The organism is Caulobacter sp. SRI_008 (genome assembly GCF_057586355.1).
On sequence record NZ_JBYCZS010000010.1, the window covers coordinates 131,875 to 158,615 of the forward strand.

The 26,741-nt window shown below is 69.5% G+C and carries 21 protein-coding genes and 1 tRNA gene; 12 read left to right on the top strand and 10 right to left on the bottom strand.

Features of this window, described 5'->3' with window-relative positions:
* Positions 1-128: 128 nt before the first annotated feature.
* From pcaG to pobA, 6 genes are read right to left on the bottom strand one after another with little or no spacing between them, the layout of a single operon-like run.
* Positions 129-815 carry a protocatechuate 3,4-dioxygenase subunit alpha gene (gene pcaG, locus AC2YHT_RS11130; protein ID WP_487289732.1) on the bottom strand — a complete coding sequence of 229 codons (687 nt, stop codon included), beginning with the start codon at positions 813-815 and terminating at the stop codon, positions 129-131.
* Positions 805-1,515, bottom strand: coding sequence for a protocatechuate 3,4-dioxygenase subunit beta (gene pcaH / locus AC2YHT_RS11135; protein WP_487289799.1), 711 nt, complete (start codon positions 1,513-1,515; stop codon positions 805-807). The genes pcaG and pcaH overlap by 11 nt, the downstream gene beginning before the upstream one ends.
* A gap of 25 nt (positions 1,516-1,540) precedes the next feature.
* Positions 1,541-2,740, bottom strand: coding sequence for a 3-oxoadipyl-CoA thiolase (pcaF, locus tag AC2YHT_RS11140; protein WP_487289733.1), 1,200 nt, complete (start codon positions 2,738-2,740; stop codon positions 1,541-1,543).
* Positions 2,737-3,393, bottom strand: a complete 657-nt coding sequence (locus tag AC2YHT_RS11145) for a CoA transferase subunit B (RefSeq protein ID WP_110120646.1) — start codon at positions 3,391-3,393, stop codon at positions 2,737-2,739. Before AC2YHT_RS11145 ends, pcaF begins: the two co-directional genes overlap by 4 nt.
* A complete protein-coding gene (locus AC2YHT_RS11150; protein ID WP_487289735.1) occupies positions 3,393-4,106 on the bottom strand; it encodes a CoA transferase subunit A in 714 nt (237 codons plus the stop codon). Before AC2YHT_RS11150 ends, AC2YHT_RS11145 begins: the two co-directional genes overlap by 1 nt.
* 18 nt (positions 4,107-4,124) lie before the next feature.
* Entirely contained in the window at positions 4,125-5,300 is a 1,176-nt protein-coding gene (gene pobA / locus AC2YHT_RS11155) for a 4-hydroxybenzoate 3-monooxygenase (RefSeq protein ID WP_487289737.1), read from the bottom strand.
* 173 nt (positions 5,301-5,473) lie between these two features.
* Between pobA and AC2YHT_RS11160 the strand changes: the two genes are divergently transcribed.
* The 3 genes from AC2YHT_RS11160 (at position 5,474) to AC2YHT_RS11170 (ending at position 7,567) form a co-directional block, all read left to right on the top strand.
* Positions 5,474-6,355 (top strand): helix-turn-helix domain-containing protein, encoded by an 882-nt coding sequence (locus tag AC2YHT_RS11160; protein WP_487289738.1) that lies wholly within the window; start codon positions 5,474-5,476, stop codon positions 6,353-6,355.
* Between the two features lie 226 nt (positions 6,356-6,581).
* On the top strand, positions 6,582-7,361 hold the full coding sequence (locus tag AC2YHT_RS11165) for an acyl-CoA thioesterase (RefSeq protein WP_487289739.1): 780 nt from the start codon (positions 6,582-6,584) through the stop codon (positions 7,359-7,361).
* Between the two features lie 131 nt (positions 7,362-7,492).
* Positions 7,493-7,567, top strand: a tRNA-Thr gene (locus AC2YHT_RS11170).
* Positions 7,568-7,584: 17 nt separating this feature from the next.
* On the opposite strand, the gene AC2YHT_RS11175 is transcribed toward AC2YHT_RS11170, so the two are convergent.
* The 3 genes from AC2YHT_RS11175 to AC2YHT_RS11185 all read right to left on the bottom strand — a co-directional run bounded on the left by AC2YHT_RS11175 (position 7,585) and on the right by AC2YHT_RS11185 (position 9,631).
* Positions 7,585-7,779 (bottom strand): hypothetical protein, encoded by a 195-nt coding sequence (locus AC2YHT_RS11175; RefSeq protein ID WP_110120652.1) that lies wholly within the window; start codon positions 7,777-7,779, stop codon positions 7,585-7,587.
* Positions 7,780-7,878: 99 nt separating this feature from the next.
* Positions 7,879-9,084 carry a sensor histidine kinase gene (locus AC2YHT_RS11180; RefSeq protein WP_487289740.1) on the bottom strand — a complete coding sequence of 402 codons (1,206 nt, stop codon included), beginning with the start codon at positions 9,082-9,084 and terminating at the stop codon, positions 7,879-7,881.
* On the bottom strand, positions 9,074-9,631 hold the full coding sequence (locus AC2YHT_RS11185; RefSeq protein WP_487289741.1) for a response regulator: 558 nt from the start codon (positions 9,629-9,631) through the stop codon (positions 9,074-9,076). The genes AC2YHT_RS11180 and AC2YHT_RS11185 overlap by 11 nt, the downstream gene beginning before the upstream one ends.
* 117 nt (positions 9,632-9,748) lie before the next feature.
* On the opposite strand from AC2YHT_RS11185, the gene AC2YHT_RS11190 reads away from it, so the two are divergent.
* The 7 genes from AC2YHT_RS11190 to AC2YHT_RS11220 all read left to right on the top strand — a co-directional run bounded on the left by AC2YHT_RS11190 (position 9,749) and on the right by AC2YHT_RS11220 (position 21,138).
* The gene (locus tag AC2YHT_RS11190; protein WP_487289743.1) at positions 9,749-11,062 is read left to right on the top strand and encodes an efflux RND transporter periplasmic adaptor subunit; all 1,314 of its coding nucleotides are present in this window, start codon (positions 9,749-9,751) and stop codon (positions 11,060-11,062) included.
* 2 nt (positions 11,063-11,064) lie between these two features.
* Complete coding sequence (locus AC2YHT_RS11195; RefSeq protein ID WP_487289745.1) at positions 11,065-11,745, top strand: ABC transporter ATP-binding protein; 681 nt, start codon at positions 11,065-11,067, stop codon at positions 11,743-11,745.
* Positions 11,746-11,756: 11 nt separating this feature from the next.
* Positions 11,757-14,204, top strand: a complete 2,448-nt coding sequence (locus tag AC2YHT_RS11200; RefSeq protein WP_487289746.1) for an ABC transporter permease — start codon at positions 11,757-11,759, stop codon at positions 14,202-14,204.
* A 203-nt stretch (positions 14,205-14,407) separates the two neighbouring features.
* Positions 14,408-14,881 carry an RNA polymerase sigma factor gene (locus tag AC2YHT_RS11205; RefSeq protein ID WP_487289748.1) on the top strand — a complete coding sequence of 158 codons (474 nt, stop codon included), beginning with the start codon at positions 14,408-14,410 and terminating at the stop codon, positions 14,879-14,881.
* Positions 14,878-15,822, top strand: coding sequence for a FecR family protein (locus AC2YHT_RS11210; protein WP_487289750.1), 945 nt, complete (start codon positions 14,878-14,880; stop codon positions 15,820-15,822). The genes AC2YHT_RS11205 and AC2YHT_RS11210 overlap by 4 nt, the downstream gene beginning before the upstream one ends.
* Positions 15,823-15,927: 105 nt before the next feature.
* Positions 15,928-19,044, top strand: a complete 3,117-nt coding sequence (locus tag AC2YHT_RS11215; protein WP_487289751.1) for a TonB-dependent receptor domain-containing protein — start codon at positions 15,928-15,930, stop codon at positions 19,042-19,044.
* A gap of 63 nt (positions 19,045-19,107) precedes the next feature.
* Entirely contained in the window at positions 19,108-21,138 is a 2,031-nt protein-coding gene (locus AC2YHT_RS11220; protein ID WP_487289752.1) for an alpha/beta hydrolase family protein, read from the top strand.
* Positions 21,139-21,303: 165 nt separating this feature from the next.
* Here the strand turns inward: AC2YHT_RS11220 and AC2YHT_RS11225 are convergent, their stop codons facing one another.
* Positions 21,304-23,739, bottom strand: a complete 2,436-nt coding sequence (locus AC2YHT_RS11225) for a TonB-dependent receptor (RefSeq protein ID WP_487289753.1) — start codon at positions 23,737-23,739, stop codon at positions 21,304-21,306.
* A gap of 226 nt (positions 23,740-23,965) precedes the next feature.
* Between AC2YHT_RS11225 and AC2YHT_RS11230 the strand changes: the two genes are divergently transcribed.
* Positions 23,966-25,747, top strand: coding sequence for an arylsulfatase (locus AC2YHT_RS11230; RefSeq protein ID WP_487289754.1), 1,782 nt, complete (start codon positions 23,966-23,968; stop codon positions 25,745-25,747).
* Positions 25,744-26,658: a formylglycine-generating enzyme family protein gene (locus AC2YHT_RS11235; protein ID WP_487289755.1), complete on the top strand. Its 915-nt coding sequence runs from the start codon at positions 25,744-25,746 to the stop codon at positions 26,656-26,658. The genes AC2YHT_RS11230 and AC2YHT_RS11235 overlap by 4 nt, the downstream gene beginning before the upstream one ends.
* The last annotated feature ends 83 nt before the right edge of the window (positions 26,659-26,741 follow it).

The following is a 26,741-nucleotide window of genomic DNA, read 5'->3' on the forward strand; positions in this document are numbered from 1 at the left end:
GGATCGACGTTCAGTGTTTGAGACGAAAACCTCGTCCTTCGACAAGCTCAGGATGAGGTTTTTCTCACGCCGAGCTTGTAAGTGGTCCTCATCCTGAGCCTGTCGAAGGACGAGGACCACGCACTGAGCTAGACGTCGAAGAAGACGGTTTCGCGCTCGCCTTGCAAGACGATGTCGAAGCGCCAGGCTCCGTCCTGCTGCTTGGCGATCAAGGTGTCGTGACGCTCGGCCGGCACCAGGGCCAGGATCGGGTCCTCGGCGTTCTGGGGCGCGTCCTCGAAATAGACGCGGGTGACCAGGCGCTTGATCAGGCCGCGACCGAACACGCCGACGGCGATGTGCGGGGCCTGCAGACCGTTGCCGGGGGCAGGAACGGCGCCGGGACGCACGGTCTTGAAGCGATAGAGGCCGGTCTCGTCAGTGGAGGCGCGACCGAAGCCGACGAAGCCCTCGTCGAGCGGGATCTCGGCGCGTTCGTCGTCGGGGCTGGCGTAGCGGCCGGCGGCGTTGGCCTGCCAGATCTCGATCATGGCGTCGGGGATCGGCTTGCCGTCGGCGTCATAGACCACGCCTTCCAGGGTGATGACCTCGCCGCTGACCGCGCCGCGCGGCGGCGACAGGTTCAGCACGTAGTGCTCCTCGGGGAACAGTTCCGGGCGCGCGCCCATCTCCGACTGGCCGACCAGGTCGGCGCCGCCCTTCCAGGGCAGGCCGTAGTGGAAGAACGGGCCGACGGTCTGCGACGGGGTCTGGCCGAACAGGGCCGGGTCCTGGTTGTCGTGGCGGGGCGCCGGGTTGACCTGTTCAGTCGTCATGATGGTCGTCCTCGGTAGGCGTGGCGTCGCGGCCGCGCAGCACCACGTCGAACAGGTAGCCCAGGGCCCAGTTGGGCTTGGTGGTCTCGATGTCGAAGCGCGAGACCATGCGGTCGCGGTAGGGCATGGGCACGGCGTTGGCGATCGGGTCGATCTCGATCAGCGGATCGTCGGGGAAGTACATCTGGGTGACGATGCGGCTGGCGAAGGCCGGGCCCAGCAGCGACAGGTGGATGTGCGAGGGCCGCCAGGCGTTGTGGTGGTTGCCCCACGGATAGGCGCCCGGACGGATGGTCACGTACTGGTAGCGGCCTTCGCTGTCGGTGACGACGCGGCCGGCGCCGGTGAAGTTGGGATCCAGCGGGGCGTCCCACTGGTCCTTCTTGTGGATGTAGCGGCCGGCGGCGTTGGCCTGCCAGATCTCCATCACCGTGTTGGGCACGGGGCGGCCGTTCTCGTCGAGCACGCGGCCGGAGACGACGATGCGCTGGCCTTGCGGCGTGCCCTTGTGCTGGGCCGTAAGGTCGGCCAGGGACGAGCCCATCAGGTTCTCCCACTGGCCGGCCGGACCCGTGGTCTCGGTCAGGGTGTGGGGGATCTTGACCAGCGGTTGGCGCGGCGAGCGCGCCACGGTCGAGGCGTAGCCGGGGGCGAACGACGGCGGCTGGCCGGCGTCTTCCCGCGCATAGGGCAGGATCAGGGTCACGAGGACCTCCTAGTCTTTCTTAGACACGTTCGATGGCGAGGGCCGCGCCTTGGCCCACGCCGATGCAGAGGGTGGCCAGGGCGCGCTTGCCGCCGGTCGCTTCCAGCTGGCGCAGGGCCGTCAGGGCCAGGCGCGTGCCGGAGGCGCCGAGCGGGTGGCCCAGGGCGATGGCGCCGCCATTGGGGTTCACGTGCGCGCCGTCGTCGGGCAGGCCAAGCTCCCGCAGGACCGCCAGGCCCTGGGCGGCGAAGGCCTCGTTCAGCTCGACGACGTCGAAGTCGCTGATCGCAAGACCCGTGCGGGCCAGCAGGCGCTGGGTGGCGGGGACGGGGCCGATGCCCATGACGCGCGGGGCGACGCCGGCGGTGGCGTAGCCAAGCACGCGGGCGCGCGGGGTCAGGCCGTGGCGCTTCACCGCCTCTTCCGAGGCCAGGATGATCGCGGCCGAGCCGTCGTTGACGCCCGAGGCGTTGCCGGCGGTCACCGTGCCGTCCGGGCGGACGACGGGCTTCAGCTTGGCCAGGGTCTCCAGCGTGGTCTCGCGCGGGTGCTCGTCGCGGTCGACGATGGTCGGGCCGGCCTTGCCGGGGATCTCGACCGGGGTGATCTCGCCGTCGAAGAAGCCGGCCTTGATGGCGGCGGCGGCGCGCTGCTGGCTGCGCAGGGCGAAGGCGTCCTGGTCGGCGCGGGTCACGCCGTAGTCGGCGGCGACGTTCTCGGCCGTCTCGGGCATGGAGTCGACGCCGTAGGCCTTCTGCATGGCCGGATTGACGAAGCGCCAGCCGATGGTGGTGTCCTCGATCTTGGCGGCGCGCGAGAAGGCGCTGTCGGCCTTGCCCATGACGAAGGGCGCGCGGCTCATGCTCTCGACGCCGCCGGCGATGACGAGGTCGGCCTGGCCGGAGAGGATGGCGCGGGCGGCCGTGCCGACCGCCTCCAGGCCCGAGGCGCACAGGCGGTTGACGGTGACGCCCGGCACGGTTTCCGGCAGGCCCGCCAGCAGCAGGGCCATGCGGGCGACGTTGCGGTTGTCCTCGCCGGCCTGGTTGGCGCAGCCGTAGATCACCTCGTCCACCGCGGCCCAGTCGAGGCCGGGATTACGGGCGATCAGGGCCTTCAGCGGGATGGCCGCCAGGTCGTCGGCCCGCACCTTCGACAGCGAGCCGCCGTAGCGGCCGAACGGGGTGCGGATGGCGTCGCAGATGTAAGCGGTCGTCATTGGAAGGCTCCGGGGTCGAAGGCGGCCTTGGTCTTGGCCTTGACCTCATCCAAACGAACGTTTGGAGCCAGTTCAACCAGCTTCAGGCTCTTCTGGCCGTCGGCGCCGCGCTCCAGGGTGAAGACGCAGAGGTCTGTGATGACCATGTCGACGCAGCCCGCGCCGGTCAGGGGCAGGGCGCAGCGCTCCAGCACCTTGCTCTCGCCGGCCTTGTTGGCGTGGTCCATGACGACGATGACGCGCTTGACGCCGGCCACCAGGTCCATGGCCCCGCCCATGCCCTTCACCATCTTGCCCGGGATCGTCCAGTTGGCGATGTCGCCGTTCTGGGCCACTTCCATGGCGCCCAGGACCGTGAGGTCCACGTGGCCGCCGCGGATCATGGCGAAGCTCTGGGCGCTGTCGAAGAAGCTGGAGGTCGGCAGCTGGGTGATGGTCTGCTTGCCGGCGTTGATCAGGTCGGGATCGACCTCGTCCGGATAGGGGAAGGGCCCCATGCCGAGCATGCCGTTCTCGCTCTGCAGGGTGACGTGCACACCCTCGGGGATGTGGTTGGCGACCAGGGTCGGGATGCCGATGCCCAGGTTCACGTAGAAGCCGTCCTGCAGCTCCGCGGCCGCGCGGGCGGCCATTTCATCGCGGGTCCAGGCCATTACGCGTTCTCCTCGCGCGGACGAGTGGTCAGCTTCTCGATGCGCTTCTCGTTGATGGTCGAGAGCACGATGCGGTCGACATAGATGCCGGGGGTGTGGATGCCGTCGGCCTCCAGGGCGCCGGCCTCGACGATCTCCTCGACCTCGACCACGGTGATCTTGCCGGCCGTGGCCATCACCGGGTTGAAGTTGCGGGCGGTCTTGCGGAAGACGAGGTTGCCTTCCGGGTCGGCCTTCCACGCCTTCACGATCGACAGGTCGGCGCGCAGCCAGCGCTCGCGGACGTAAAGCTCGCCCTCGAATTCCTCGACCGGCTTGCCTTCGGCCACGACGGTGCCGACGCCGGTCTTGGTGTAGAAGGCCGGGATGCCGGCGCCGCCGGCGCGGATGCGCTCGGCGAGCGTGCCCTGCGGGTTCAGCTCCAGCTCCAGCTCGCCCGAGAGGTAGAGCTGCTCGAACAGCTTGTTCTCGCCGACGTAGGACGAGATCATCTTCTTGATCTGGCCGTTGTTGAGCAGCATCCACAGGCCAAAACCGTCGGCGCCGCAGTTGTTGCTGATCACGGTCAGGCCCTTCACCCCGGTGTCCTTCAGGGCCGGGATCAGGGTCTCGGGATTGCCCGACAGGCCAAAGCCCCCGGACATCAGCGTCATGCCGTCGAAGGTCACGCCCTCCAGGGCGGCCGCGGCGCTCTCGTAGATCTTGCTCTTCATGCTGACTCCAAGGCTCCCTTAGACCAGAGGGAGACCGACATAGTTCTCGGCCAGCGTCACCTGGGCGGCGCGCGAGCCCTTGATGTAGGCGAGTTCTGCGACCTGCATCTTGCGGTCGAAGCCGTCGCGGTCGGGGAAGCGGTGGGTCAGGCTGGTGAACCACCAGGAGAACCGCTCGGCCTTCCAGACGCGGGCCAGGGCGCGGGCCGAATAGCCGTCGATCCCGGCCTTGGAGTCCTCGTTGAAGTATTCGGTCAGGGCTTCCGACAGCATGACCACGTCGGAGACGGCCAGGTTCATGCCCTTGGCGCCGGTGGGCGGCACGATGTGGGCGGCGTCGCCGGCCAGGAACAGGCGGCCGTGGCGCATCGGCTCGGCGACGAAGCTGCGCAGGGGGGCGATCGACTTCTCGAACGAGGGGGCGCGGACGATGCGCGAGGCCGCGTCGGGACCCAGGCGGATCGAGACCTCGTCCCAGAACCGCTCGTCCGACCAGTCCTCGATCCGGTCGTCCAGCGAGCACTGCACGTAGTAGCGGCTGCGCGTCGGCGAGCGCATCGAGGCCAAGGCGAAGCCGCGCTCGTGGTTGGAATAGATCAGCTCGTGGTCGCAGGGCGGGGCCTCGGTGAGGATGCCCAGCCAGCCGAACGGATAGACCCGCTCGAAGGTCTTCAGCACGCCCTCCGGGATCGCCGCGCGGCTGACCCCGTGATAGCCGTCGCAGCCGGCGATGAAGTCGCAGTCCAGGCGCTGCTCGACGCCGTCCTTGCGCCAGGTGACGTAGGGCTTATCGCCCTCGATGTCGTGCGGCTGGACCTGGTCGGCGTCGAAGACGATCTGAACGCCGCGCTCTTCGGCGGCGTCGAAGAGGTCCTTCATGACCTCCTGCTGGCCGTAGACCATCACCGTCGAACCACCGGTCAGTTCGGCCATGTCGATGCGGAAGACCTCGCCGTCGCTGGCCAGGTTTGTGCCGCCGTGGACCAGACCTTCGCGGCGCATGCGGGCGCCAAGGCCCAGGCGCTCCATCAGGTCGACGGTGATCTGTTCGAGAACGCCGGCGCGCACGCGGCCTTCGACGTAATGGCGGTCCTTGCGCTCGACGATGACGGCGTCGACGCCGGCCTGCTTCAGCAGGTGGCCAAGGAAGAGGCCGGCGGGGCCCGCGCCGATGATGGCGACCTGAGTGCGCATGGGGTCCTTAGTCTCGCTCCCTGGGGGCGCCTCTGGGGGCGCCTCACGGCGTCTTGTGTGGGAGGAGCCTAGCTCTCCGGTTTAGGATTGGGATGGACAGAGCGCGCCAAAACTTGGACATTTCGCACAGGTGTTCGCATCGCGCACAAATTCTGGATCTCCCGGGCCTGACGATGGAAAAGACTGTCGTTCCTAGCTTTTTCCTGTTCGGCGAGCCGCCCCAGGCCGCCGAGGGCAAGTTCATCCATCTGGAGGCCTTGGACGATCGCACGCGGCCCAACGACTGGAACATCCGCGCCCACGCCCATGGCGACCTCAACCACGTCTTCCACCTGACCACCGGCGGCGGGACGATGATGGCCGAGGACCGCCGGGTGGCCTTTACCGCCCCGTGCCTGCTGGTGGTGCCGTCGGGCGTGGTGCACGGCTTCGCCTACGACGTGGGGACGGCCGGCTCGGTGCTGACCATCGCCGACAGCTATCTGCGCGACCTTTCGATGCGCGAGCCGGCCTTCGCGGGCCTGTTCCGGGCGCCGGCGGCGCTGGCCCTGGCCAAGGACTCTCGGGTCGAGGGGGCGCTGGAGGGGCTGGCGCGCGAACTAGTCTGGGCCGCGCCGGGCCATGCGGCGGCGGTGGAGGCGCACCTGCTGACGGTGCTGGTCGAGGCCCTTCGCCTGAGCGTCTCGGCGCGGGCCGGGGAGGGGCCGGCGGCGATCGGCGGCCATGCGGCCCTGGTGGCTAGGTTCCGGGAACTGGTCGAGGCCCGCTATCGCGAGCATCTGTCGCTGGAGGCCTATGCCGACCTGCTGGGCGTCACCGCCAGCCGCCTGCGGGCGGCCTGCGCCAAGGCGGCGGGCGCGGCGCCGCTGAAGCTGGTGCAGGACCGCATCCTGCTGGAGGCCAAGCGGGCGCTGCTCTATTCCAACATGACGGTGGCCGAGGCGGCCTATCACCTGGGCTTCGACGACCCGGCCTATTTCTCGCGGTTCTTCGCCAAGGCGGTGGGGGCCTCGCCCAGGGCGTTCCGCGAGGGCGCGCGGGTCGAGGCGGTGTAGGAAGGGCCGTGCGTGGTCCTCGTCCTTCGACAGGCTCAGGATGAGGACCATTGATGCGGCGGTTCAGTAGAAAACCTCACCCTGAGCTTGTCGAAGGGCGTGGTTTTCGCTGGGCGCGGCAGCCCAGGGCGCCATGGCGCCCCCATCGCACAGTCGATTGACGTCAGTTTCGAATTAGGACTATGTCGATCGCGCGCCGCGTCCTGGCGTGGGGAGAGCCTTGTCCGTGACCAGCTACAGCGAACTGATCGGGGCCTTGCGCATCGACGGCGAGGCGGTGGTCGCCAGCGTCGGCGACGACTGGAAGCAGGGGCGCACGACCTATGGCGGGCTGTCGGCGGCCCTGTGCCTGGAGGCGGCCGCGCGCCGCCTGCCGGAGGGGCCGCCGCTGCGCTCGGCTCAGTTCGCGTTCGTAGGGCCGGCTGCCGGCGAGCTCAGCGCCAAGGTCGAGGTGCTGCGGCAGGGCAAGTCGGCGCTGTTCGCCAATGTCGACCTGAGCGGCGAGGGCGGCCTGGCCACGCGGGGCCTGCTGACCTTCGGCGCGGAACGGGCTTCGAAGCTCGATCACCTGAACCTGCCGGCGCCCGACGCGCCCGCTCCGGAGACGCTCGAACTCTTCATCCCGGAGGGCGCGGGTCCGGCCTTCGCCCGCCAGTTCGAGTTTCGCTATGTGGCCGGCGGCCGGCCGCTGAGCGGCGGTCCGCCGGAATTCCTGGTCTGGATCCGTCACCGCGATCCGGCCGCGCGGTCGCTGGCGGCGATGGTCGCCCTGGCCGACGCCCTGCCGCCGCCGGCTCTGTCGGTGTTCGACCAGTTCGCGCCGATCTCGACCATGACCTGGTCGATGGATGTGCTGGGCGAGGTTCCCGACGACGACGGCTGGCGGCTGATGTCCAGCCGCGCGGAAACCATCGCGGAAGGCTATTCGGCCCAGGCCATGACGCTGTGGAGCCGGGACGGCCAGCCGCTGATCGCGGCGCGCCAGACGGTGGCGGTGTTCCTCTAGGACGGTGTTGGAGCGCCCTTCGAGGGTTTCAGCCGTGAATTCCAGCCCACGGCGGCCATTGCCTCGCGTCATCGACTGCGGCTAAGGAGAACGCCCGTTCGCGAACGCGCGCCGTTCGCCGACGTCGAGGCGCCGGCTTAGCTCAGCGGTAGAGCAGCGGTTTTGTAAACCGAAGGTCGGGGGTTCAATCCCCTCAGCCGGCACCAGCTCCCAGAAATCCCTCTCAGGCCTCGGGCTCGTAGTGAACGAAGCCGGCCGGATCGAGAGACTCGAGCACGCCGCGCACGGTCAGGCCCTCGGAATGATGGCGCTCGAAATCCTCGACCTCGTAGACCTGGCCGGTGAAGACGCCCAGGTGGGGCAGGCCGGCGCCGGTGCGCAGGATCATGTCGCCCTGTCGAAAGACGCGTTCGGTCATGGCAAAGTCCTCCCGTTCCTTATCCTGAGATTGCAGGCGAGCGGGCTCTCGACCAAGACACGATGATGTCAGCTTCCCGAGCGGAACCTCTTTCGACGTTCAGAAAGCCAGCGTCAGGCGCAGCCGCGCGCCGCCCAGGGCGTCCGGATCGCCGGGCTCGGGCGGCAGCAGCGCCAGGGCGCCGCCATGGGCCTGGACGATCTGGCGGGCCAGGCTGAGGCCGACGCCCGAGCCCGTGGTCTTGGTGGTGTAGAACGGCAGGAACACCTGGTCGGCCTGGTCGGGGGCGACGCCGGGGCCCGAGTCCTCGACCGTGATGTGCAGGGCTTCACCCACGCGTTCGGCCGACAGCCGCACGCGCGGCGAGGGCCGCTCCAGCGCGGCCTGGGCGGCGTTGTTGAGCAGGTTGCCGACCGCTAGCCACATCTGGTCCTCGTCGAGACGGACCTCCAGCTCCGGCGGGGCCGTGCGCTCCAGCGCCACGCCCTTGTCGCGCCACTGGGCCTCGAAGCTCTCGCAGGCGACGTCGAACCAGGCGGACAGGTCGGCGAGGGTGCGCACCGGCGGCGGCAGGCGGGTCATGGTGCGGTAGGCGTTGATGAAGTCCTGCAGGCCGGCGGTGCGGGCCACCACCCGCTCCAGGGCCTTGATCGCCGTGGCGGTCGCGTCGTCGCCGCCGTCGCGCAGCAAATCGAGGGCGCTGCGGCTCATCGAGGCGACGGGGGTGAGGGCGTTCATCAGCTCGTGGTTCAGCACCCGCAGCAGGTCGCGCAGGGCGGCGGCCTCGGCGGCGCGGACGTCGGCGGAGATGTCGGTCAGCACCACCAGGTCGGCGGCCTGGCCGTTCTCGATCAGTTCGGCGCGGCTGACGGCGTAGGCGGCGTCTCGCCAGCGGACGGGGGTGACGAGGTCGGCCAGGGGCTGGCCGTCGGTGAGAGCGCGGCGGGCGGCCGAGGGCAGGGCGTAGGGCGTGTCGAACAGCCGCCGGGCGGCGCGGTTGACGGCGATGACCTGGTCGTCCTGGCCGCGCAGCAGGATCGGCGAGGGGGTCTGGTCGAGCAGCAGCTGCAGCCGGCGTCGGCTGAGGTCGGTGGCGAAGGCCTCACCAGGCAGGGCCGCGCGGGCGGCCAGCGGGCGTCCCGACAGCAGGCGCTGGGAAAGGGCGGTGGCCAGGCCCGCGGCGACCAGCACGCAGAGCAGGGCGTTGGCGTAGAGGCCGTGGGTGAAGGCCAGCCACGCCAGGGCGCCGACCGCGAACAGCGCGGCCTGGACCGCCAGCAGCAGGGCGAGCGGCCTAAAGCCCATGCTTTTCCATCCGCCGATATAGCGCCGCCCGGGTGATGCCCAGGTCCTTGGCCGCCTGGGAGACGTTGAAGCCGTGCCGGGTCAGGGCGGCCTGCACCAGGGCGCGCTCGGAGCGCTCGAGGTTGAGGTCCTTGGGCGGCAGGCCGGCGGGCACGCGGCGCGGAGCCTCCAGCGCCGCCTGGATCGAGCCCAGGAAGCGGTCGTTGTTCCACGGCTTGACCACGAAGTCCTGGGCGCCCAGGCGCATGGCCTGGATGGCGATGGCCATGCCCGAATGGCCGGTGACCACCACGACGGGCAGTTCGGGCGTCGCGGCCAGGGCCGCTTCGAGGAAAGCCAGGCCCGCCTCGCCCGAGGTGTCGCCGCGCCGGAAGTTGAGGTCGAGCAGCAGCAGGTCGATCCCACCCTGGGCCAGGCGCTCGTGCGCGGCGGCCGGAGTCTCCAGCCCCACGAAGGCGAAACCGCCCCGCTGCAGCACCAGGCCGGCGGAGGTCAGGATGTCTGGATCGTCGTCGAGAAAGAGGACGGTGGGCCGGGCGTCGGACATGTTCGGAAACGTACACTCTCAAGCGGCGGTTGAGGTGGAGAATCTGCTGAAATTCCGTATAAATCAAATAAAATCAGTTATTTATGCCTATTGCGTCGATGCTGTTAGCCTAGCAGCATGACCAGGACCGTCCTGCTTTCCTCAACCCATGACGACGCCGGCGCCGGCGGCATGGATCGCCGCGTCGAGCGGCCATGGCACGCGAAACGCGCTTATCGACTGGGCGCGGTCGCCGCGGCGGTGGTCGTGGTCGGCGCCACGGCCTGGACCCTGTCGCCGAGGGCGGGGTCGGTGAACGTCGATGCGAACCTGCTGACCATCGGCGCGGTGACCCGCGCGCCCTATCTCGACTACGCCCCGGTGCGGGCCGAGGCGGCGCCGGCCGAGACCACCCTGGTGGCGGCCGAGGCCTCGGGCCGGGTCGAGAGTGTCGGGGCGGCCGACGGCGACCGGGTCAGCGCCGGCCAGGTGCTGGCGCGGCTCAGCAACGCCCAGCTCAGCCTCGACGCCGCCGCCCGCGAGGCCGACATCTCGGCGCGGATCAGCGACAACGCCAGCCGGGTGATGTCGCTGAAGTCGGCCGAGGAAAGCCGTGAGCAGGCCCTGGCCGACGCTTCGCACGCGCTGAACAAGGCCCAGCAGGAGCTGGAGAAGCGCCAGGTGCTGCTGTCGCGCGACCTGCTCAGCGAGGCGGCGGTCAAGCCCTATGCCGACGAGGCCGCCTACCAGCGCCAGCGCGTGGCGGCGCTGAAGGCGGGCCAGGCCTCGGACAAGGGGTTCTATGTTTCGCAACGCGCTCAGGCGGCCCGCACGGCCGAGGACTTGCGGCGCAACCTGGTGGAGGTGGGGGCGGGGCGCTCGGCCCTGGTCGTCCGCGCGCCCATGAGCGGCCGGCTGACGGCCTTCGACCTCAAGCCCGGCCAGGCCGTGACCCTGGGCCAGAGCCTGGGTCAGGTTGACGTCGAGGACGCCTACAAGCTGCGGGCCCAGGTCGACGAATTCTACCTTCAGCGCCTGGCTGTGGGGCAGAGCGCCGAGGCGACCGTCCATGGCCGCACGGTGCAGGCCCGCGTGGCCAAGGTGTTTCCCCAGGTCACGGCCGGGCGGGTGACGGTGGAGCTGGCCTTTGCCGGCGCCCAGCCCGCCGGCCTCAAGCGCGGCGAGGCCATCGACCTGCGCCTGTCGCTGGGCCAGCCGGCCAGTGCGGTGATCGCCCCCTCGGGCGCCTGGCTGAGCGAGACTGGGGGAACCTGGGCCTTCGTCCTGTCGCCCGACGGCAGACGGGCCGAGCGGCGGGCGGTGACCATCGGCCGGCGCAATCCCGAACAGGTCGAGGTGGTGAGCGGCCTCCTGCCCGGCGAGCGGATCGTCACCGCCGGCGCCCAGGACCTGCAGAAAGCCAAGACCCTGCGACTTCGAGCGAGAGACTGACCATGATCGAACTGAAATCCCTCTCGCGCCGCTATCGGTCGGACGAGATCGAGACCACGGCCCTGCACGACGTGTCGCTGACCATCCGCCAGGGCGAGTTCGTGGCCATCATGGGCCCGTCCGGCTGCGGCAAGTCCACGCTGCTGAACATCCTGGGCACGATCGACCGGCCGACCGAGGGCCGCTACCTGTTCGACGGCGCGGACCTGACCGCCAGCAGCGAGGCGGCCCTGGCCCAGCATCGCGCCCAGCGGCTGGGCTTCATCTTCCAGAGCTTCAACTTGGTCGACGATTTGACCATCGCCGAGAACATCGAGCTGGGCCTGCTCTATCGCAAGGGCCGCCAGGGCTCGCGCCGGGCGCTGGTCGAGGCGGCGATGGACCGGGTGGGCGTGGGGCATCGGGCGCGGCACTTCCCGCACCAGCTGTCGGGCGGCCAGCAGCAGCGGGCGGCGATTGCTCGCGCCATCGTCGGTGAGCCCAGCCTGATCCTGGCCGACGAGCCTACCGGCAATCTCGACACCGAGAACGGGGCCCAGGTGATGGAGATCCTCAAGGGCCTGAACGCGGCCGGGGCGACCATCGTCATGGTCACCCACTCGCCCAGCCACGCCGACCAGGCAGGCCGCCGCATCGACATTCTCGACGGGCGGCTGGTGGCCTCCGTCGCCCAGGCGATCTGAGGAGGCGGGGCGTGCTGCGTTCGATCCTGGTCGCCTTCTGGCGCTCGTTCACCCGGCGGCCGCTCTATGCGGCGCTGAACCTTTTGGGCCTCAGCCTGGGCGTTGCGACATTCCTGACGCTGAGCCTGCTCTATCGCTTCGAGACCAGCTACGAGCGCTGGACGCCCGAGCGCGGCAAGATCTACGCGGGCGGGGTGGCCTACAACATCCCCGGGTTCTCCAACGCCACGCGGGTGGGGGCGATGGGCGGCCTGCTGGAGGAGATGAAAGCCGATTATCCCGACGTGCGGGGCGTGCGCGACTGGTCCCAGCAGGCCACGGTGCACAGGGGCGCGGTCGCCACGGCCGAGCAGATGGAGCTGGTCGATCCCGAGTTCCTGGACTTCTTCCAGGTCCCGCTGCTGGCCGGCGACGCCCGCACGGCCCTGGCCGATCCGAGCCGGATGGCGATCTCCGAGGATCTGGCGCGCAAGTATTTCGGCACGGTGGACGTCGTCGGGCGGACGCTGGAGATGACCGACACCGAAGGGCGGGCGAGCTACACGATCAGCGCGGTGCTCAAGACCCTGCCTAAGAACTCCAGCCTCAAGCTCGACATGCTGCGGCCGCTGACCGCCGTCAGGACCGCCAAGGAAGAGAGCTGGCATCACTGGGGGTCAATCCAGCTCAACACCTTCTTCAAGTTCGACCGGCCCGAGCAGGCCCGCGCCCTCGAGGCGCAGTTGCCGGCCTTCGTCGACCGGCGGGTGGGCAAGACCTTCGGCGACGTCGTCCCGCATGAGATGCTGGCCCTGAAGTTCGTACCCGCGGGCGACGTGCACCTGCTGGATCCGAAGCAGCGGGCGGCGGTCGACACCCTGGGCGTGGTCGGGATCGTGGCCCTGGCTCTGGCCTTGATCAACTATGTGAACCTGGCGACCGCGCGGGCGGGCCTGCGGGCTCGTGAAGTGGCCGTGCGCAAGACGCTGGGCGCTGGACCCGGGACGCTGCGGACCCAGTTCCTGGGCGAAGCGGCGGTTACGATCGCCCTGGCGTTCCTGATCGGCCTGGCGGTGGTGGAACTGGCCCTGCCGCTGATCAACGCGGCCGGCGGGCTGTCGCTGGATCTCGACTACCGGCAGGACGGCGCCTGGGTGGCGGGCGTGTTCGGCGTGGTGCTGGCGGCGGGCCTGCTGGCGGCGGTCTATCCGGCCTTCATGCTGGCGGCGTTCAAACCGGCCCAGGTGCTGGCCTCGAGCCGCGCGCCCAGCGGCGGCCGGTTCGGCGCGCGGCTGCGCGAGGCGCTGGTGGTCTGCCAGTTCGCCGCGGTGGTGGCCGCCTTCGTGCTGATGCTGGGGTTCCTGGGCCAGATCCGGCACATGCAGGACGCCGACTTCGGCTATCGCCGCGACGGGCTCTTTCTGGTCACGGCCACGCGCGGGGTGGGCGTCACGCCCGAGCAGCGCAACGCTTATTGGGAGGCGGTCAGGCGTATCCCCGGCGTGATCGCGGTGACGGCCAGCAGCAACGCCCCGGCCGACGACAGCTTCAACAGCAACTCGTCGGCCACGCGCCTTGACCGGGCCGCGCGCCCGGGTCTTTCGCCCACCCTGAACCTGTCGTCGATCGGTCCGGACTACTTCCAGGCGCTGGGGGGCAAGCTGATCGCCGGGCGGCTGCTGGACCTGCAGCACGGCGGCGACGAGCAGTACGATCCGAAGGCCACGCCCGACACCGTGACCAACGTGGTGATCAGCCGCGCGACCGTGAAGCTGATGGAATACGCCTCTCCGGAGGAGGCGCTGGACAAGCTGATGGATTTCGCCGGCCGCAAGGTGCGCGTCGTCGGCGTGGTCGAGGACATGCGCTTCTACAGTCCGATGGAGAAGGTGTCGGCCAAGATCTACTTGTTCAGCGGCTATCCGGCCTGGTGGCCGGCGGACTGGCCGATCACCATGGTCCGCTATTCGGGGGTGGACGATGCGGCGATGCGGGCGCGGCTGGAGGCGGCCTGGCGGCAGGCCGCGCCGAGCACGCCGTTCGAGGGCAAGACGGCGCTCGCCAATCTCGATCGTTACTACAAGCCCCAGCGCGATCGCTCCAACCTGTTCAGCCTGGGGGCCGCGGCGGGGGCGGGGATCGGCTGCATCGGCCTCTACGGCCTGGCGGCGTTCAACACCTCGCGACGGGCGCGGGAGGTGGGCCTGCGCAAGGTGCTGGGGGCGTCGAGCCCGCAGGTGGCGCGGCTGCTGATCGGCCAGTTCCTGCGGCCGATCCTGATCGCCTGCCTGATCGCCTGGCCGCTGGCCTGGTGGGCGCTGCGGCGCTGGCTGTCGCAGTTCGACGACCCCGTGGGCATTGGGCCGGGGATCTTCCTGGCCGGCGCGGCGGCGGCTCTGGCGGTGGGCTTGGCGACCGTCGGCGGGCTGGGCTGGGCGGCGGCCGCGACCTCGCCCGGCAAGGCGTTGCGCAGCGAGTGAATGGGGCGCACGGTCAGGTGGAGAGCGTTGTAGCGCTCTCCCTCAGGCTTCGTTGTCCTTGATCCAAAAGGCTTTTCATCGGGGAGGGCGCCTGCGCGGCGGGCAGTTGACTGGCCGGTCCCGGGCTTGCAGAGCTAGCCGTTGACGAGGCGCGCGCCGACAGCAAAGAAGCGCGCCATCGAGGGCGGGCAGGGGCGATCGGTGTGAAGGACGAGGGCTGGCGCGGGCTGGTGCGCCGCATCACGCGCATCACGCGCGACCCCGCCGGCGCGGAAGACGTGGTCCAGTCGGCCATGCTGCGGATGCTGGAATACCGGCGGGCCAACGCGCTTCACAACCCCGAGGCCTTCGTCGCCCGGGCGGCGGTGAACCTGGCCATCGACGAGCGCCGCCAGAGGGCGCGGCGGCCCGAGGAGGGTCTCGATTTCGTCGAGAACGCCCTGGCCGACGCCAATCCGCTGCAGGACGAGGTTTTGCGGGCGCGCGAGCGTCTGGCGCGGCTGAAACTGGGCCTGGCGCGTCTCAGTCCGCGGACACGCGAAGTCTTTTTGCTTCACCGACTGGAGGGGCTGAAGTATCGGGAGATCGCAGAGCGCCTCGGGATCACCGTCAGCGCCGTGGAAAAGCACGTGGCCAAGGCGGCCCTGTTCCTGACCGGATGGACCGAGAAGTGGTGAGCCCAGCGCGCGATCTCGACGCTGTACGCAAGGAGGCGGCCGACTGGCTGGCCCGCCTGCGCAGCGACGCGCGCGGCCCGGCCGACGAGGCCGAGTTCAAGCTCTGGCTGAGTCGTTCCGAGGATCACCGCTCCAGCTTCGACGCCCTGACGGCGACCTGGGAACTGGCCGGCGCTCTTAAGCACGATCCCGAGATAGCCGCCTCCACCCGCCGCGGCGCGCCGTCGATGGCGCGCCGCGCGGTGCTGGCCGGGGTGGGCGTCGGCGCGGTCGGTATCGGCTGGCTGGCCCTGGCGCCGGAGGTCTACGCCACCGGCATCGGCGAGACCCGCACCCTGCATCTCGACGACGGCACCTCGATCCTGCTCGACGCCGACAGCCGCATCCGGGTCCACCTGGGCGGCCGCAAGCGCAAGGCGACCCTGGTGCGCGGACGGGCCTTCTTCCGCGCCGCGACCGATCCGGTGAAGCCGTTCGTGGTCACCGCCGAGGGCCGCGAGATCGTCGGCGAGGGCGGCGACGCCTTCGACGTGTCGCTGAACGATTCCGCCGTGGCCGTGACGGCGGTCGAGGGCCATGTGCTGGTGATGGACGCCGGCCAGCCCTCCAGTCGCCTGACCGCCGCCGCCGGCCAGCGGATCGTCATGGCCGGGGAGGGCGCGCCGCGCCGCGAGACCGCCGACGTCCAGGCCGCCACGGCCTGGCGCTTCGGCCAGGCGGTGTTCGACGACCAGACCCTGGCCGCCGCCATCGCCGAGATGAACCGCTACAGCCGTCGCCGCATCGTGCTCTCGGAGCCGGGCCTGGAGGAGCTGCGGATCAGCGGCGTCTACAAGGCCGGCGACAACGAGGCCTTCGCCCGTTCGGTGGCGACCCTGCTCGACCTGAAGGTCCACACCAGCGCCGGCGGGCTGCTGATCGAGCCGCGCGGCGGGGCATGAACGCGTCGTTTCGCGGCCCCGAAAAAAGTTGCTGAGGAAAAATCGACCGCCGTCGTCAGGCCTCTAGAGCCCGAAAATGTCGGGCTGAGAGGGGACTAGATTTTCATGACGATGGGGAACGACGGCCGGCTGCGCCGGATGCTGGCCGGATCGGCGGCCGTGGGCGTGCTGCTGACGGCCGGGGCGGCCTTCGGCCAGGCCGTGGCCGTGGACGTGCAGGCTCAGCCTCTGGACAAGGCGCTGCGCGAGCTTGGCAAGGAAACCGGCACCAACATCCTGTTCTCGCCCAAGGCCGTGGCCGGGCGTCGCGCCGGCGCCGTGGTCGGCCGCTACACCCCGATCGAGGCTGCCCGTCGCATGGCCGGCTCGGCCGGCCTGGAAGTGGTCGAGGATGGTTCGGGCGCGCTGATCGTGCGCCAGCCGGGCGCCGCCCCGGTCGCCACCGTTCAACCCGCCTCGTTCGAAGCCGTAGATCAAGGCCCTGCTGTCCAGGTTGAAGAAGTCGTGGTGACCGGCTCGCGCCTGCGTCGCACCACCTTCGACAGCCCCTCGCCGGTGGTCGACATCGAGCGCGAAGAGCTGCTGGAAAGCGGCTACACCGATCTGGCCGAAGCCCTGACCGACCTGCCGGGCGTCGATATCGGCGTCAACCTGTCGACCAGCCAGTCGGCGGTGCAGGACAACGGCCTGTCGACCGTCAGCCTGCGCTCGCTGGGCCAGAACCGCACCCTGACCCTGATCGACGGCCACCGCACGGTGTCCAACGCCGGCAACAAGAACGCCGTCAGCCTGAGCTCCATTCCGGAGTTCTTCGTCGACCGCGTCGAGATCAGCACCGGCGGCGCCTCGGCCGTCTACGGCTCGGACGCCATCTCGGGCGTCGTCAACATCATCACCACCAGCAAGATGGACGGCGTGAAGGCCCGCGCCGTGGCCGGCGTCACCGATGACGGCGGCGGCAGCTCGCTCGAATACTCGGCGGTCGCCGGCAAGCGCTTCTTCGACGACAAGCTGTTCGTCATGATCGGCGGCACCTACGAGAAGCAGGACGCCCTGAACGCGACCGACCGCGACTGGGCGACCCAGTCGGTGGCCTACGACGCCGGCACCAACACCGTCTCGGGTCCGGACCTGTCGACCTACACCCCGGGCGGCCGCTTCCGCAGCAGCAGCTTCTATTATGACGAAGGCGGCCTGCAGAAGAACTTCGTCACCGCGGTGAACGGCTACGAGACCCGCAAGAACGGCACCCTGATCACCCCGGCCAAGCGCTCGTCCGCCGCCGCCAAGATCACCTACGACGTCACGTCCGACATCAAGATCTGGGGTCAGTTCCAAGCCTCGCGCGTGAGCACCAACTCGGTGCGCGAGCCCTACGCCCTGAGCAGCTCGACCACCTACGGCGTCAACGACGAGTACACGATCGGCAACATCGCCCGGGCCAACCCGTACGTGCCGTCGGCGATCTATTCGTCCTCGACCTCGTCGATCAGCTTCCGTCGCCGCATGACCGAGGTCGGCGAGCTTGAGATCTACAACCGCCGCACCACCCTGCGCGGCTGGGCCGGCGCCGAGGGCAAGGCGTTCGGCGACTGGGACTGGGCCGTGACCTACGGCTACGGCGAGTTCGACGGCTATCAGCTGCGCAAGAACGGCCTGAACATGGCCAATGTGAAGAACGCGCTGAACTCCGAGCTGAACACCACGACCGGCCAGATCCAGTGCAAGGACGCCACGGCCCGCGCCAACGGCTGCGTTCCGCTGAACCTGTTCGGTATCGGCTCGATCAGCGCCGCGGCGGCTGACTACATCCGCGCCGACGTCTGGTATCGCCCGCAGAACCGCCAGGACACGGTCGAAGGCTACATGACCGGCGAGCTGTTCCAGCTGCCGGCCGGCCCGATCGAGACCGCGTTCGGCTTCGAACTGCGTCGCGACAAGACCCGCACCACGACCGACGAACTGACCCAGAACGGCCTGACCAACTTCGCCTACATCCCCGAATACACCGGGGTGGTGAAGGCCAAGGAAGCCTTCGTGGAAGCCTCGGTGCCGCTGGTGAAGGACCTGCCGCTGATCAAGCGCCTGGAAATCGACGGCGCCGTGCGCGTCGCCCACTACAATCTGGAGAACGTCGGCACGACGGTCAGCTATCGCGGCGGTCTGCAATGGGCGCCGATCGACGGCCTGCGCTTCCGCACCGCCTGGAGCCGGGCCCAGCGCGCGCCCGACACCACCGAGCTCTATTCGCCGCCCCGCGACGACTATGACTCGGTCGCCGACCCCTGCAGCGGCGTGACCGCCTCCACGACCGGCACTGTGGCCCAGAACTGCCGCGCCAACCCCGGCATCGCCGCGGCCATCGCGGCCGAGGGCGTGTTCACCTCGGAAGTCACCAGCGTCAATTCGCCCAACGGCGGCAACATCGACCTGAAGGAAGAGACCGCCGACACCCTGACGGTCGGCTTCGTGTTCCAGCCGACGTTCCTGCGCGGCTTCAACCTGAGCGTCGACTACTACGACATCAAGGTGGCCGACGCGATCTCGTCGCTGTCCAACAGCCAGCTGCTGGCCGAGTGCTATCAATCGACCAGCGGCACGGACAACCGCTTCTGCAACGTCATCAGCCGTGACGCCGAGGGCCAGATCTCCAAGATCCTGAACCTCGCGGAAAACCTGGACGACCTGCGCGCCAGCGGCGTCGACGTGGCCCTGCGCTATCGCTTCGACCTGGATCGCTGGAGCGTGCCTGGCGACTTCACCTTCCGCGCCAACTACAGCCGGCGTCTGAAGCTGGAGAGCCGCTACCAGGGCATCGACGGCACGACCGTCAACGACGACCTGGGCGAAGTCGGCACCTCGAAGAACGAGGGCATGGCGAGCCTGGCCTGGCGCGGCCGCCACTGGAACCTGCAGTGGACGACCAACTACATCGGCAAGGCCGTGGACGACAACGATCTGGCGGCCGCTTTCGCGGAAGCCGGCGTGACCGATCCGATGTACCTGAACGTCGACGCCTTCTGGCGCCACGACGTGTCGGTGAAGTTCTTCCCGGATCCGAAGAACAAGGACCTGCGCGTGTTCGGCACGATCAAGAACGTGTTCGACAACCAGGGTCCGTTCCTGCCCAGCGGCACGGAGTCGGGCAACGACTACAACTACAGCGCCGTCTACGGCGTGACCGGCCGGGCCTACACCCTGGGCCTGCAGGTCGCGTTCTAAGCACGACGCCTTCCTCGCCGGCGCCCTTCGGGGCGCCGGCGATTTCATTTCCGGAGCTTTTCGATGTTTCGTTTCCGCCTGGCGGCCCTGGCCGCCGGAAGCCTGCTCGCGTCCGTGGCCTCGCACGGCTGGGCCGCCCCGCGTGTCATGACCGCCACCGATCTGGTGGGCCTCGAGAAGCTCTCCGACCCGAAGGTCTCGCCCGACGGGCGGTTCGTGCTCTATTCGGTCGGCCGCGTCGACTGGAAGGCCAACGCCGTGCAGGACGACCTGTGGCGCGTGGGCCTGGACGGTTCGGATCCTCGGCGGATGGTCGAGGGACCGGCCTCGGGCGCGGCCTGGGCGCCGGACGGCAAGCGCTTCGCCTTCACCGCCAAGCGCGACGGCGACAGCGGCCGGCAGATCTATCTGTCGCCGATCGACGGCGGCGAGCCGCGCCGTCTCGGCAAGCTGCGCACCAGCCCGTCGGACCTGCGCTGGTCGCCGGACGGCTCGGCGCTCTACTTCCTGGCCGACGCACCGGATTCCAAGCCGGTGGCCAAGCGCAAGCGCGAGAAGGACGACATGGTCGCCTTCGAGACGCCGCAGGCGCGCGGCCGGCTGTGGCGGATCACCCTCGCCGACGGCAAGGCCGAGCCGGTGGTCGAGGGCGACTTCGAGGTCGAGGCCTATGACCTGTCGGCCGACGGCAAGAGCATCCTCTACCGCCGCGCGCCCTCGCATCTGCTGGACGACAATCCGAAATCCGAGCTGTGGGTGAAGACGGGGCAGGGGCCCGACCGTCGCCTGACCGACAACGACTTCCAGGAAAGCACGCCGCGCCTGTCGCCCGACGGCCGCTCGGTTCTGTTCCTGGCCACGGCCGAGAACGGCCGCTACGGCACGGTCAATCCGAACCTGTTCGTCGCGCCGCTGGCCGGCGGCGCGCCGCGCGAGCTGGCCCACGGCCTGCCCTATGAGATCGAGGACGCGGCCTGGTCGGCCGACGGCCGCGAGATCTACATCACCGCGACCACCGGCGTGCGGCGCGAGCTGTTCGCGGTCGACGTGAAGAGCGAGGCCGTGCGCCCGCTGGCCCGCGGCGACCACGCCGCCGGCGACGTCACCCTGACCCGCGACGGCAAGACGGTGGTCTATTTCAAGGCCTCGGCGACCTCGCCGGGCGAGGTGTTCCGCATCGACCCGGCCAAGCCTGCGCCGGTGCAGGTGACCCACCTGAACGACGACATCGCGCAGCGCTTCCGCCTGCCGCGCCAGGAGGCGATCCAGTGGACCGCGCCCGACGGCCAGGCGCTGGAGGGCCTCGTCACCTATCCGCTCGATTACCAGCCGGGCCGTCGCTACCCGCTGATCGTGCAGAGCCACGGCGGGCCGCGCTCATCGGACGTGTTCAACATCTTCGCCTATGGCCGCTTCAACCCGCTGCTGGCGGCCAAGGGCGTGATGACGCTGAGCGTCAACTATCGGGGCGGCACCGGCTATGGCGACGAATTCCTGCAGGGGATGAACGCTGGCTATTTCCGCCATGCCGACAAGGATGTGCTGTCGGGCGTCGACAACCTGGTGGCCAAGGGTCTGGCCGATCCGGACCGCCTGGGCGTGATGGGCTGGAGCGCCGGCGGCCACATGACCAACCGCCTGATCACCGTCACCGACCGCTTCAAGGCCGCGGCCTCGGGCGCGGGGGCGGTGGACTGGCCGTCGATGTACCTGACCTCGGACAACCGCTGGCAGCGCACCGAGTGGTTCGTGACGCCGCCTTACGGCTCGACCGCGCGACGGGATCTGTACACGGACAATTCGCCGCTCAGCCAGCTGGACAAGGTCAAGACCCCGACCCTGATCCTGGCCGGCGCCGAGGACGAGCGGGTGCCGTGGACCCAGTCGGTGATGCTGAACCGGGCGCTGCGGGCCCTGGGCGTCGAGAGCGAGCTCTACCTGGCCCCGCGCGAGCCTCATAACTTCCGCGAGCTGCGCCACCGCCTGTTCCAGGTGAACGTGCAGATGGACTGGTTCAGCAAGCGCGTGCTCGGCCAGGACTACGTCTGGAGCCTGCCGCCCGGCGGCGAGGGCGAAGAGGCCGGCGAGCCCTGAAATGGAAACGGCGGGGGCCAGGGCCCCCGCCGTTTGTCGTTTTGAGCTGCTTTTCCGGGGCGAAAACCTCGTCCTTCGACAAGCTCAGGATGAGGTTTTTCAAACGCCGAGCCTGAATTGGTCCTCATCCTGAGCTTGTCGAAGGACGAGGACCACTCATCAGGCCTAGCGACGCACCCGCAGGGTGACGCCGAAGGTGCGCGGATCGCCCAGGGTGCCGGCGACGGCGCCGGTGTTCCCCGCGCCCAGCGACAGGTAGTAGAGCTTGTCGAAGACGTTGCGGCCCCAGACCTGCAGGTCCCATCGGCCGTCTTCCGAGCCGATGCCCGCGCGCAGGTTCAGCAGGGTGTAGCCCTTGATCTTCGAATATTCGGAGTCCGCGGCGGTGGTGTAGTAGGACGAGCGATAGCTGGCGTCGTAGCCGGCATAGCCCTCCAGGGCGGCGCCGCGCCAGGTCCCGGCGGCCCGGCGGTATTCACCGCCCGTCGAGGCGGCCCACAGCGACACGCCCGGCAGGCGCCGGCCGGAAAGGTCGCAATAGGTCGTCAGGTGGACCTCGATCGGGCAGGCGGCCCGCTCGTAGCTCGTATAGCTGGCGTCGTTGTAGGTGGTCGAACCGTAGAGGGTCAGGCCCTCGATCGGCGCGGCCCGCACGTCCAGTTCGACGCCCCGGCTGCGCACGCTGCCGGCGTTGGTCAGGTAGCTGACGTTGTTGATCAGGTTGATCGAGGTCGTCTGGTAGCCTTCGTCCTCGGTCCAGAACAGGGCGAGGTTGGCGGTCAGGCGACGGTCCAGCCAGGTGCTCTTCAGGCCGGCTTCGTAGCTGTCGATGGTCTCCGGATCGATGACCGGATCGACGGCGTTGGCGCCGGAGGTGTTGATGTTCGACAGGTTCAGGCCGCCGGCCTTGTAGCCCCGGGCGTAGGTCGCATAGAGCAGCGGGCCGCCTTCGAAGGTGTAGGCCAGGGTGACGTTGCCGGTCAGGCTGTCGCCCGAGGTCTCGGACGAGAAGCTGTTGGCCGCGCCGAAGCGGGCGCGCAGGGCGATCGCCGTGGCCTGGTCGGCAGTGCTGAGGCCGGACAGGTCGGCGCCCCAGGCGGTCTGGTCGAACCAGCCGGTCATCTTCTCGTAGGTGTAGCGCAGGCCGCCGGTGATATCGAAGCGGTCGGTGACGTGCCAGGTGCCCTGGGCGAAGGCCGCCGCGCTGTTGGTCTCGGGGCTGGAGTGGCTGACGATCGAATAGTTGTTCAGCGCCGCGGCGCGGACGGTCGCGGAGGCGGCGGCCGGCGCCAGGAACCAGTCGGCGGCCTGCGGGCCGTAGTAGGTGACGGCCTTGGCTTCGAGATCCTGCCAGAAGTAGTAGAGGCCGGCCACGTAGTCGACCTTGCGGTCGCCTTCCGAGCGGATGCGCAGTTCCTGGCTGAACTGCTGCTGGTCGTTATCCTGGTGGGCGTCGAGCAGGGCCGAGGCGGTGGTGCCGTCGCCGTCGTTGTGCGGCCGCCAGTGCCAGGCGCGGTAGCCGGTGACCGAGGTGATGGTGGCGCCGTCGAGGCTGTAGTCGACGATGGCCGAGACGCCGCCGTGGGTCTCGAAATAGCTGTTCTTGCTGTTGACCGTGACGAGGCGCGCATCGGGATCAATGGCCGGCGGCGTGTAGCCGACGCGGGCGGAGCGGGCGAGGAAGCCGTTCGGATAGGCCGTACCGTCGTCGGCGTAGTTGGTGAAGAGGCCGGTCAGCACGCTGGCGGCGGTGTTGGAATATTGCTGGCCGTAGTCGCCCGACAGCTTGATCTTCAGCTTCTCGTTCGGGGTCAGCAGGAACTGAACGCGGCCGCCGAAGTCGTGATAATCCTGGGTCTTGGAGCCGTCATAGACGTTGGTCATGTAGCCGTCGCGCTGGGTGTTGGCGAGGGCGACGCGGAAGGCCAGCTTGTCGTCGACGATCGGACCGGCGACGGCCAGGTGAGCCTGGAAGTAGTTGTAGTTGCCGCCGGTGACGTCGGCCGCGAACTCGGGCGTGAACTTCGGCTCCTTGGTGGCGATCACCAGAGCGCCGGCCGAGGTGTTCTTGCCGAACAGCGTGCCCTGCGGGCCGCGCAGCACCTGCACGGAGTCGAGGTCGGCCAGATCGAACACCGCCTGGCCCGGACGGCCCAGATAGACCTGGTCCAGATAGACGCCGACCGCCGACTGCAGGCCGTCGTTATAGACCGAGACGTTGTTGCCCAGGCCCCGGATGTTGATGCTGGTGTTGCGCGGGTTGGTGACGCTGACGCTGAGGCTCGGCGAGAGCTGCTGCAGGTCGCGGACATTGTAGGCGCGGGCTTTTTCCAGCTGGGCGCCGCCGAAAGCGGAAACCGCGACCGGCACGGTTTGGGCGTCTTCCTCGCGGCGGCGGGCGGTGACGACCACCGAGTCCAGGCCGACGGCGTCATCAGGCGCCGCCGCGGGCTCTACGGGCGTCTCGGCGGCGAAGGCGGGCGCGCCGGCCATCAGGGCCGCGCAGGAGGCGGCGGCCAAGGCCAGACGACGCAGGGTAACGCCGTGGTTGTGGTCGAGGCGAGTATTCGCCTGGCGGAGAGAATGTTGCGCGCCCGACATGTTGTGGAGCCCCCATAAACAGCAAGAACAACCGCAGAAGAACGACGGTCCTTGACGCCTCGGCGGGCCCTTCGCCGATGCGTCGTCGTTGCGGTGCGGAGGGAGCTTTAAATCCCAACTACTCCGATCGGCATTACAGAAATTCTCAACGGTGCGTTTCGAAATTGTCGTAAGCGCCTCCGAGCGAGGAGGCCTTAGGGGAAAGGGAAAGCTGAGGGAAAGCGTCATGAAGACCTACCGAACCACCCTGCGCGGACGGCTCCTGGCCGGCGCCATGATCGCCGCGACCTGCCTGGCTGGAGGTCTTGCGGGCGGCCTCGCCAACGCCGCCGAACCGACGGCTCCGGCCGCGACGCGCGGCGTGGAGAAGCGGCCGAACTTCTTGATCATCGTCGCCGACGACTTGGGCTATTCTGATCTGGGCGCGTTCGGCGGCGAGATCGAGACGCCGAACCTCGACGCCCTGGCCAAGGCCGGCGTGCGCCTGTCGGGCTTCCACACCGCCGCCACCTGCTCGCCGACCCGCTCGATGCTGCTGACCGGCTCGGACAACCACCAGGTGGGCCTGGGCTCGATGGCCGAGATCCTGACCCCCGGCCAGAAGGGCCAGCCCGGCTACGAGGGCTATCTCAACGACCGCTCGGTGACCGTGGCCGAGCTGCTGCGCGACGCCGGCTACCGCACGGTGATGGCCGGCAAGTGGCACCTCGGTTTGACCGACGACCAGTCGCCGACCGCGCGCGGCTTCGAGCGCTCCTACGCCCTGCTGCAAGGCCTGCAGAACCACTATGGCGAGGACCAGAACGAGGCCTATGCGGCCGCCGGCGCGGCCTCGACCTTCCGCGAGGACGGCAAGGTCGTGACCTATCCCAAGGGCGTGTTCTCGGCCGACTTCTATGGCGACCGGATGGCCCAGTATGTCCGTGACGGCGCCAAGGACGGCCGACCGTTCTTCGGCTACCTGACCTTCACCGAGCCGCACTGGCCGCTGCAGGCCCCGCCCGAGACCATCGCCAAGTACAAAGGCCGCTACGACGCCGGCTACGAGGCCCTGCGCGAGCAGCGTTTGGCCAAGCTGAAAGCCCTGGGCCTGGTCGCCAAGGACGCCAAGCCGCACCCGTTCGTCGACGTGCCGGCCTGGAGCTCGCTCACGCCCGAGCAGCAGAAGGTCGAGGCGCGGAAGATGGAGATCTACGCGGCCATGGTCGATCGCCTCGACCAGAACGTCGGCAAGGTGGTGGCGGCCCTGAAGGAGACGGGCCAGTACGACAACACCGTCATCGTCTTCCTGTCGGACAACGGCGCCGAGGGCAGCCGCATCGACACCGTGCGGGCGGTCTTCGACCCGGCCAAGCTGGCGGCGCTGAAAGTCGACAACAGCTTCGACAACCTGGGCCGCGCCAGCTCGCACGTCGGCTACGGCCCCGGCTGGGCTCAGGCGGCGACGTCGCCGACGCGGCTGGTGAAGGGCTATTCGACCGAGGGCGGCATCCACACGCCGGCCATCGTCGAGGGCCCCGGCGTCAAGGGCGCGGGCCGCATCGTCGACTCTCTGGCCCATGTCACCGACGTCGAGGCCACGGTGCTGGAGCTGGCGGGCGTCAAGCGTCCGGAGACCTATCGCGGCCGTCCCGTCGCCCCCGCCATCGGCCATTCGTGGGTCCAGGCCCTGGCCAGCCCCGACGCCTCGGTGCGCGGCCCGCAGGACACCGTGGCGTGGGAGCTGTTCTTCCGCCGGGCCGTGCGTCGCGGCGACTGGAAGGCGGTCTACCTGCCTACCGCCCCGGGCGGCGTGGCCTATTCGCGCGAAGCCGTGCTGCCGGCCAACTGGCAGCTCTTCAACCTGAAGAGCGACCCGGCCGAAGCCGTCGACCTGGCCGCCAGCCAGCCCGAGAAGCTGAAGGAACTGGTCGAGGCCTGGAACCGCTACGCCGCCGACAATGGCGTGATCCTGCCGCCCGCCGCGCCTCCCGCGGGCGCCGGTGCGGCCAAGCCGACCGGTCGATGAGCCGGCGCGGCCTGTCCTGGGCGGTCGCCGCCGGAGCCCTCGTCGCCGGCCTGGCGACGAGCGGCTTCACGGTCGCCGATCCGGCCGGCGTCGAGGTGGCGGCCATTCGCGCCGCCGCCCCCGGCGCCTGCAGACCCCAGCAAGGCCGCGCCTTCGTCCCCGCCGGCGCCGTGGCGCTGGGCGAGGACGGACCCGGACGGCCGGGCAAGGCCGTGGCCGTCGAAGGCTTCTGGATCGACCGCCACGAGGTCACCAACCGCCAGTTCGCCGCCTTCGTCGACGCCACGGGCTATGTCACCCAAGCCGAGCGTGACGGGGACTCGGCGGTGTTCGTCCAGCCCGAGCACCTGTCCGGCGACGACGCGGCCCAGTGGTGGAAACTGGTGCGCCGGGCCAACTGGCGTCATCCGCACGGCGGCGGGGCAGACGACCTGGCCCATGCCGACGAGCCGGTGGTGCACGTGACCTATGACGACGCCCAGGCCTACGCCCGCTGGGCCGGCGGGCGCCTGCCGACCGAGGCCGAATGGGAGCGGGCGGCGCGCGGCGACCAGTCCGGCCCGCGCTCGCCGCAAGGCTGGGCCTATGACGACGACGGCAAGCCGACCGCCAACACCTGGCAGGGCGAGTTCCCGCTGGCCCAGAGCAACGAGGACCACTTCATGGGCCTCGCGCCCGTCGGCTGCTTTTCCGCCAACGCCTTCGGCCTCGTGGACATGATCGGCAACGCCTGGGAGTGGACCTCCAGTCCGGCGGCCAGCGGTGGTCCTGAACGCCTGATCAAGGGCGGCTCGTTCCTCTGCGCCTTCAACTACTGCGCCAACTTCCGCCCCGCCGCCTGGCAGGCGCAGGAGGAGGGGCTGGGGACGTCGCACGTGGGGTTCCGGGTGGCGTACGCCCGGGCGGCGTAAGAGGTCGCTCCAAAGCTCGTCATCCCGGCCGAAGCGAAGCGTAGAGCCGGGACCCAGGGGCGGCCGCACCGTGTCGGCAGTCG

What these genes read in the sequence shown, in the direction of transcription:
- AC2YHT_RS11215 (WP_487289751.1), top strand. Translation starts at nt 15,928, where the DNA reads ATGACGATGGGGAACGACGGCCGGCTGCGCCGGATGCTGGCCGGATCG.
- AC2YHT_RS11150 (WP_487289735.1), bottom strand. Translation starts at nt 4,106, where the DNA reads ATGAAGAGCAAGATCTACGAGAGCGCCGCGGCCGCCCTGGAGGGCGTG.
- AC2YHT_RS11185 (WP_487289741.1), bottom strand. Translation starts at nt 9,631, where the DNA reads ATGTCCGACGCCCGGCCCACCGTCCTCTTTCTCGACGACGATCCAGAC.
- pobA (WP_487289737.1), bottom strand. Translation starts at nt 5,300, where the DNA reads ATGCGCACTCAGGTCGCCATCATCGGCGCGGGCCCCGCCGGCCTCTTC.
- AC2YHT_RS11235 (WP_487289755.1), top strand. Translation starts at nt 25,744, where the DNA reads ATGAGCCGGCGCGGCCTGTCCTGGGCGGTCGCCGCCGGAGCCCTCGTC.
- AC2YHT_RS11220 (WP_487289752.1), top strand. Translation starts at nt 19,108, where the DNA reads ATGTTTCGTTTCCGCCTGGCGGCCCTGGCCGCCGGAAGCCTGCTCGCG.
- AC2YHT_RS11180 (WP_487289740.1), bottom strand. Translation starts at nt 9,084, where the DNA reads ATGGGCTTTAGGCCGCTCGCCCTGCTGCTGGCGGTCCAGGCCGCGCTG.
- pcaF (WP_487289733.1), bottom strand. Translation starts at nt 2,740, where the DNA reads ATGACGACCGCTTACATCTGCGACGCCATCCGCACCCCGTTCGGCCGC.
- AC2YHT_RS11145 (WP_110120646.1), bottom strand. Translation starts at nt 3,393, where the DNA reads ATGGCCTGGACCCGCGATGAAATGGCCGCCCGCGCGGCCGCGGAGCTG.
- AC2YHT_RS11195 (WP_487289745.1), top strand. Translation starts at nt 11,065, where the DNA reads ATGATCGAACTGAAATCCCTCTCGCGCCGCTATCGGTCGGACGAGATC.
- AC2YHT_RS11230 (WP_487289754.1), top strand. Translation starts at nt 23,966, where the DNA reads ATGAAGACCTACCGAACCACCCTGCGCGGACGGCTCCTGGCCGGCGCC.
- AC2YHT_RS11225 (WP_487289753.1), bottom strand. Translation starts at nt 23,739, where the DNA reads ATGTCGGGCGCGCAACATTCTCTCCGCCAGGCGAATACTCGCCTCGAC.
- pcaG (WP_487289732.1), bottom strand. Translation starts at nt 815, where the DNA reads ATGACGACTGAACAGGTCAACCCGGCGCCCCGCCACGACAACCAGGAC.
- AC2YHT_RS11175 (WP_110120652.1), bottom strand. Translation starts at nt 7,779, where the DNA reads ATGACCGAACGCGTCTTTCGACAGGGCGACATGATCCTGCGCACCGGC.
- AC2YHT_RS11190 (WP_487289743.1), top strand. Translation starts at nt 9,749, where the DNA reads ATGACCAGGACCGTCCTGCTTTCCTCAACCCATGACGACGCCGGCGCC.
- AC2YHT_RS11160 (WP_487289738.1), top strand. Translation starts at nt 5,474, where the DNA reads ATGGAAAAGACTGTCGTTCCTAGCTTTTTCCTGTTCGGCGAGCCGCCC.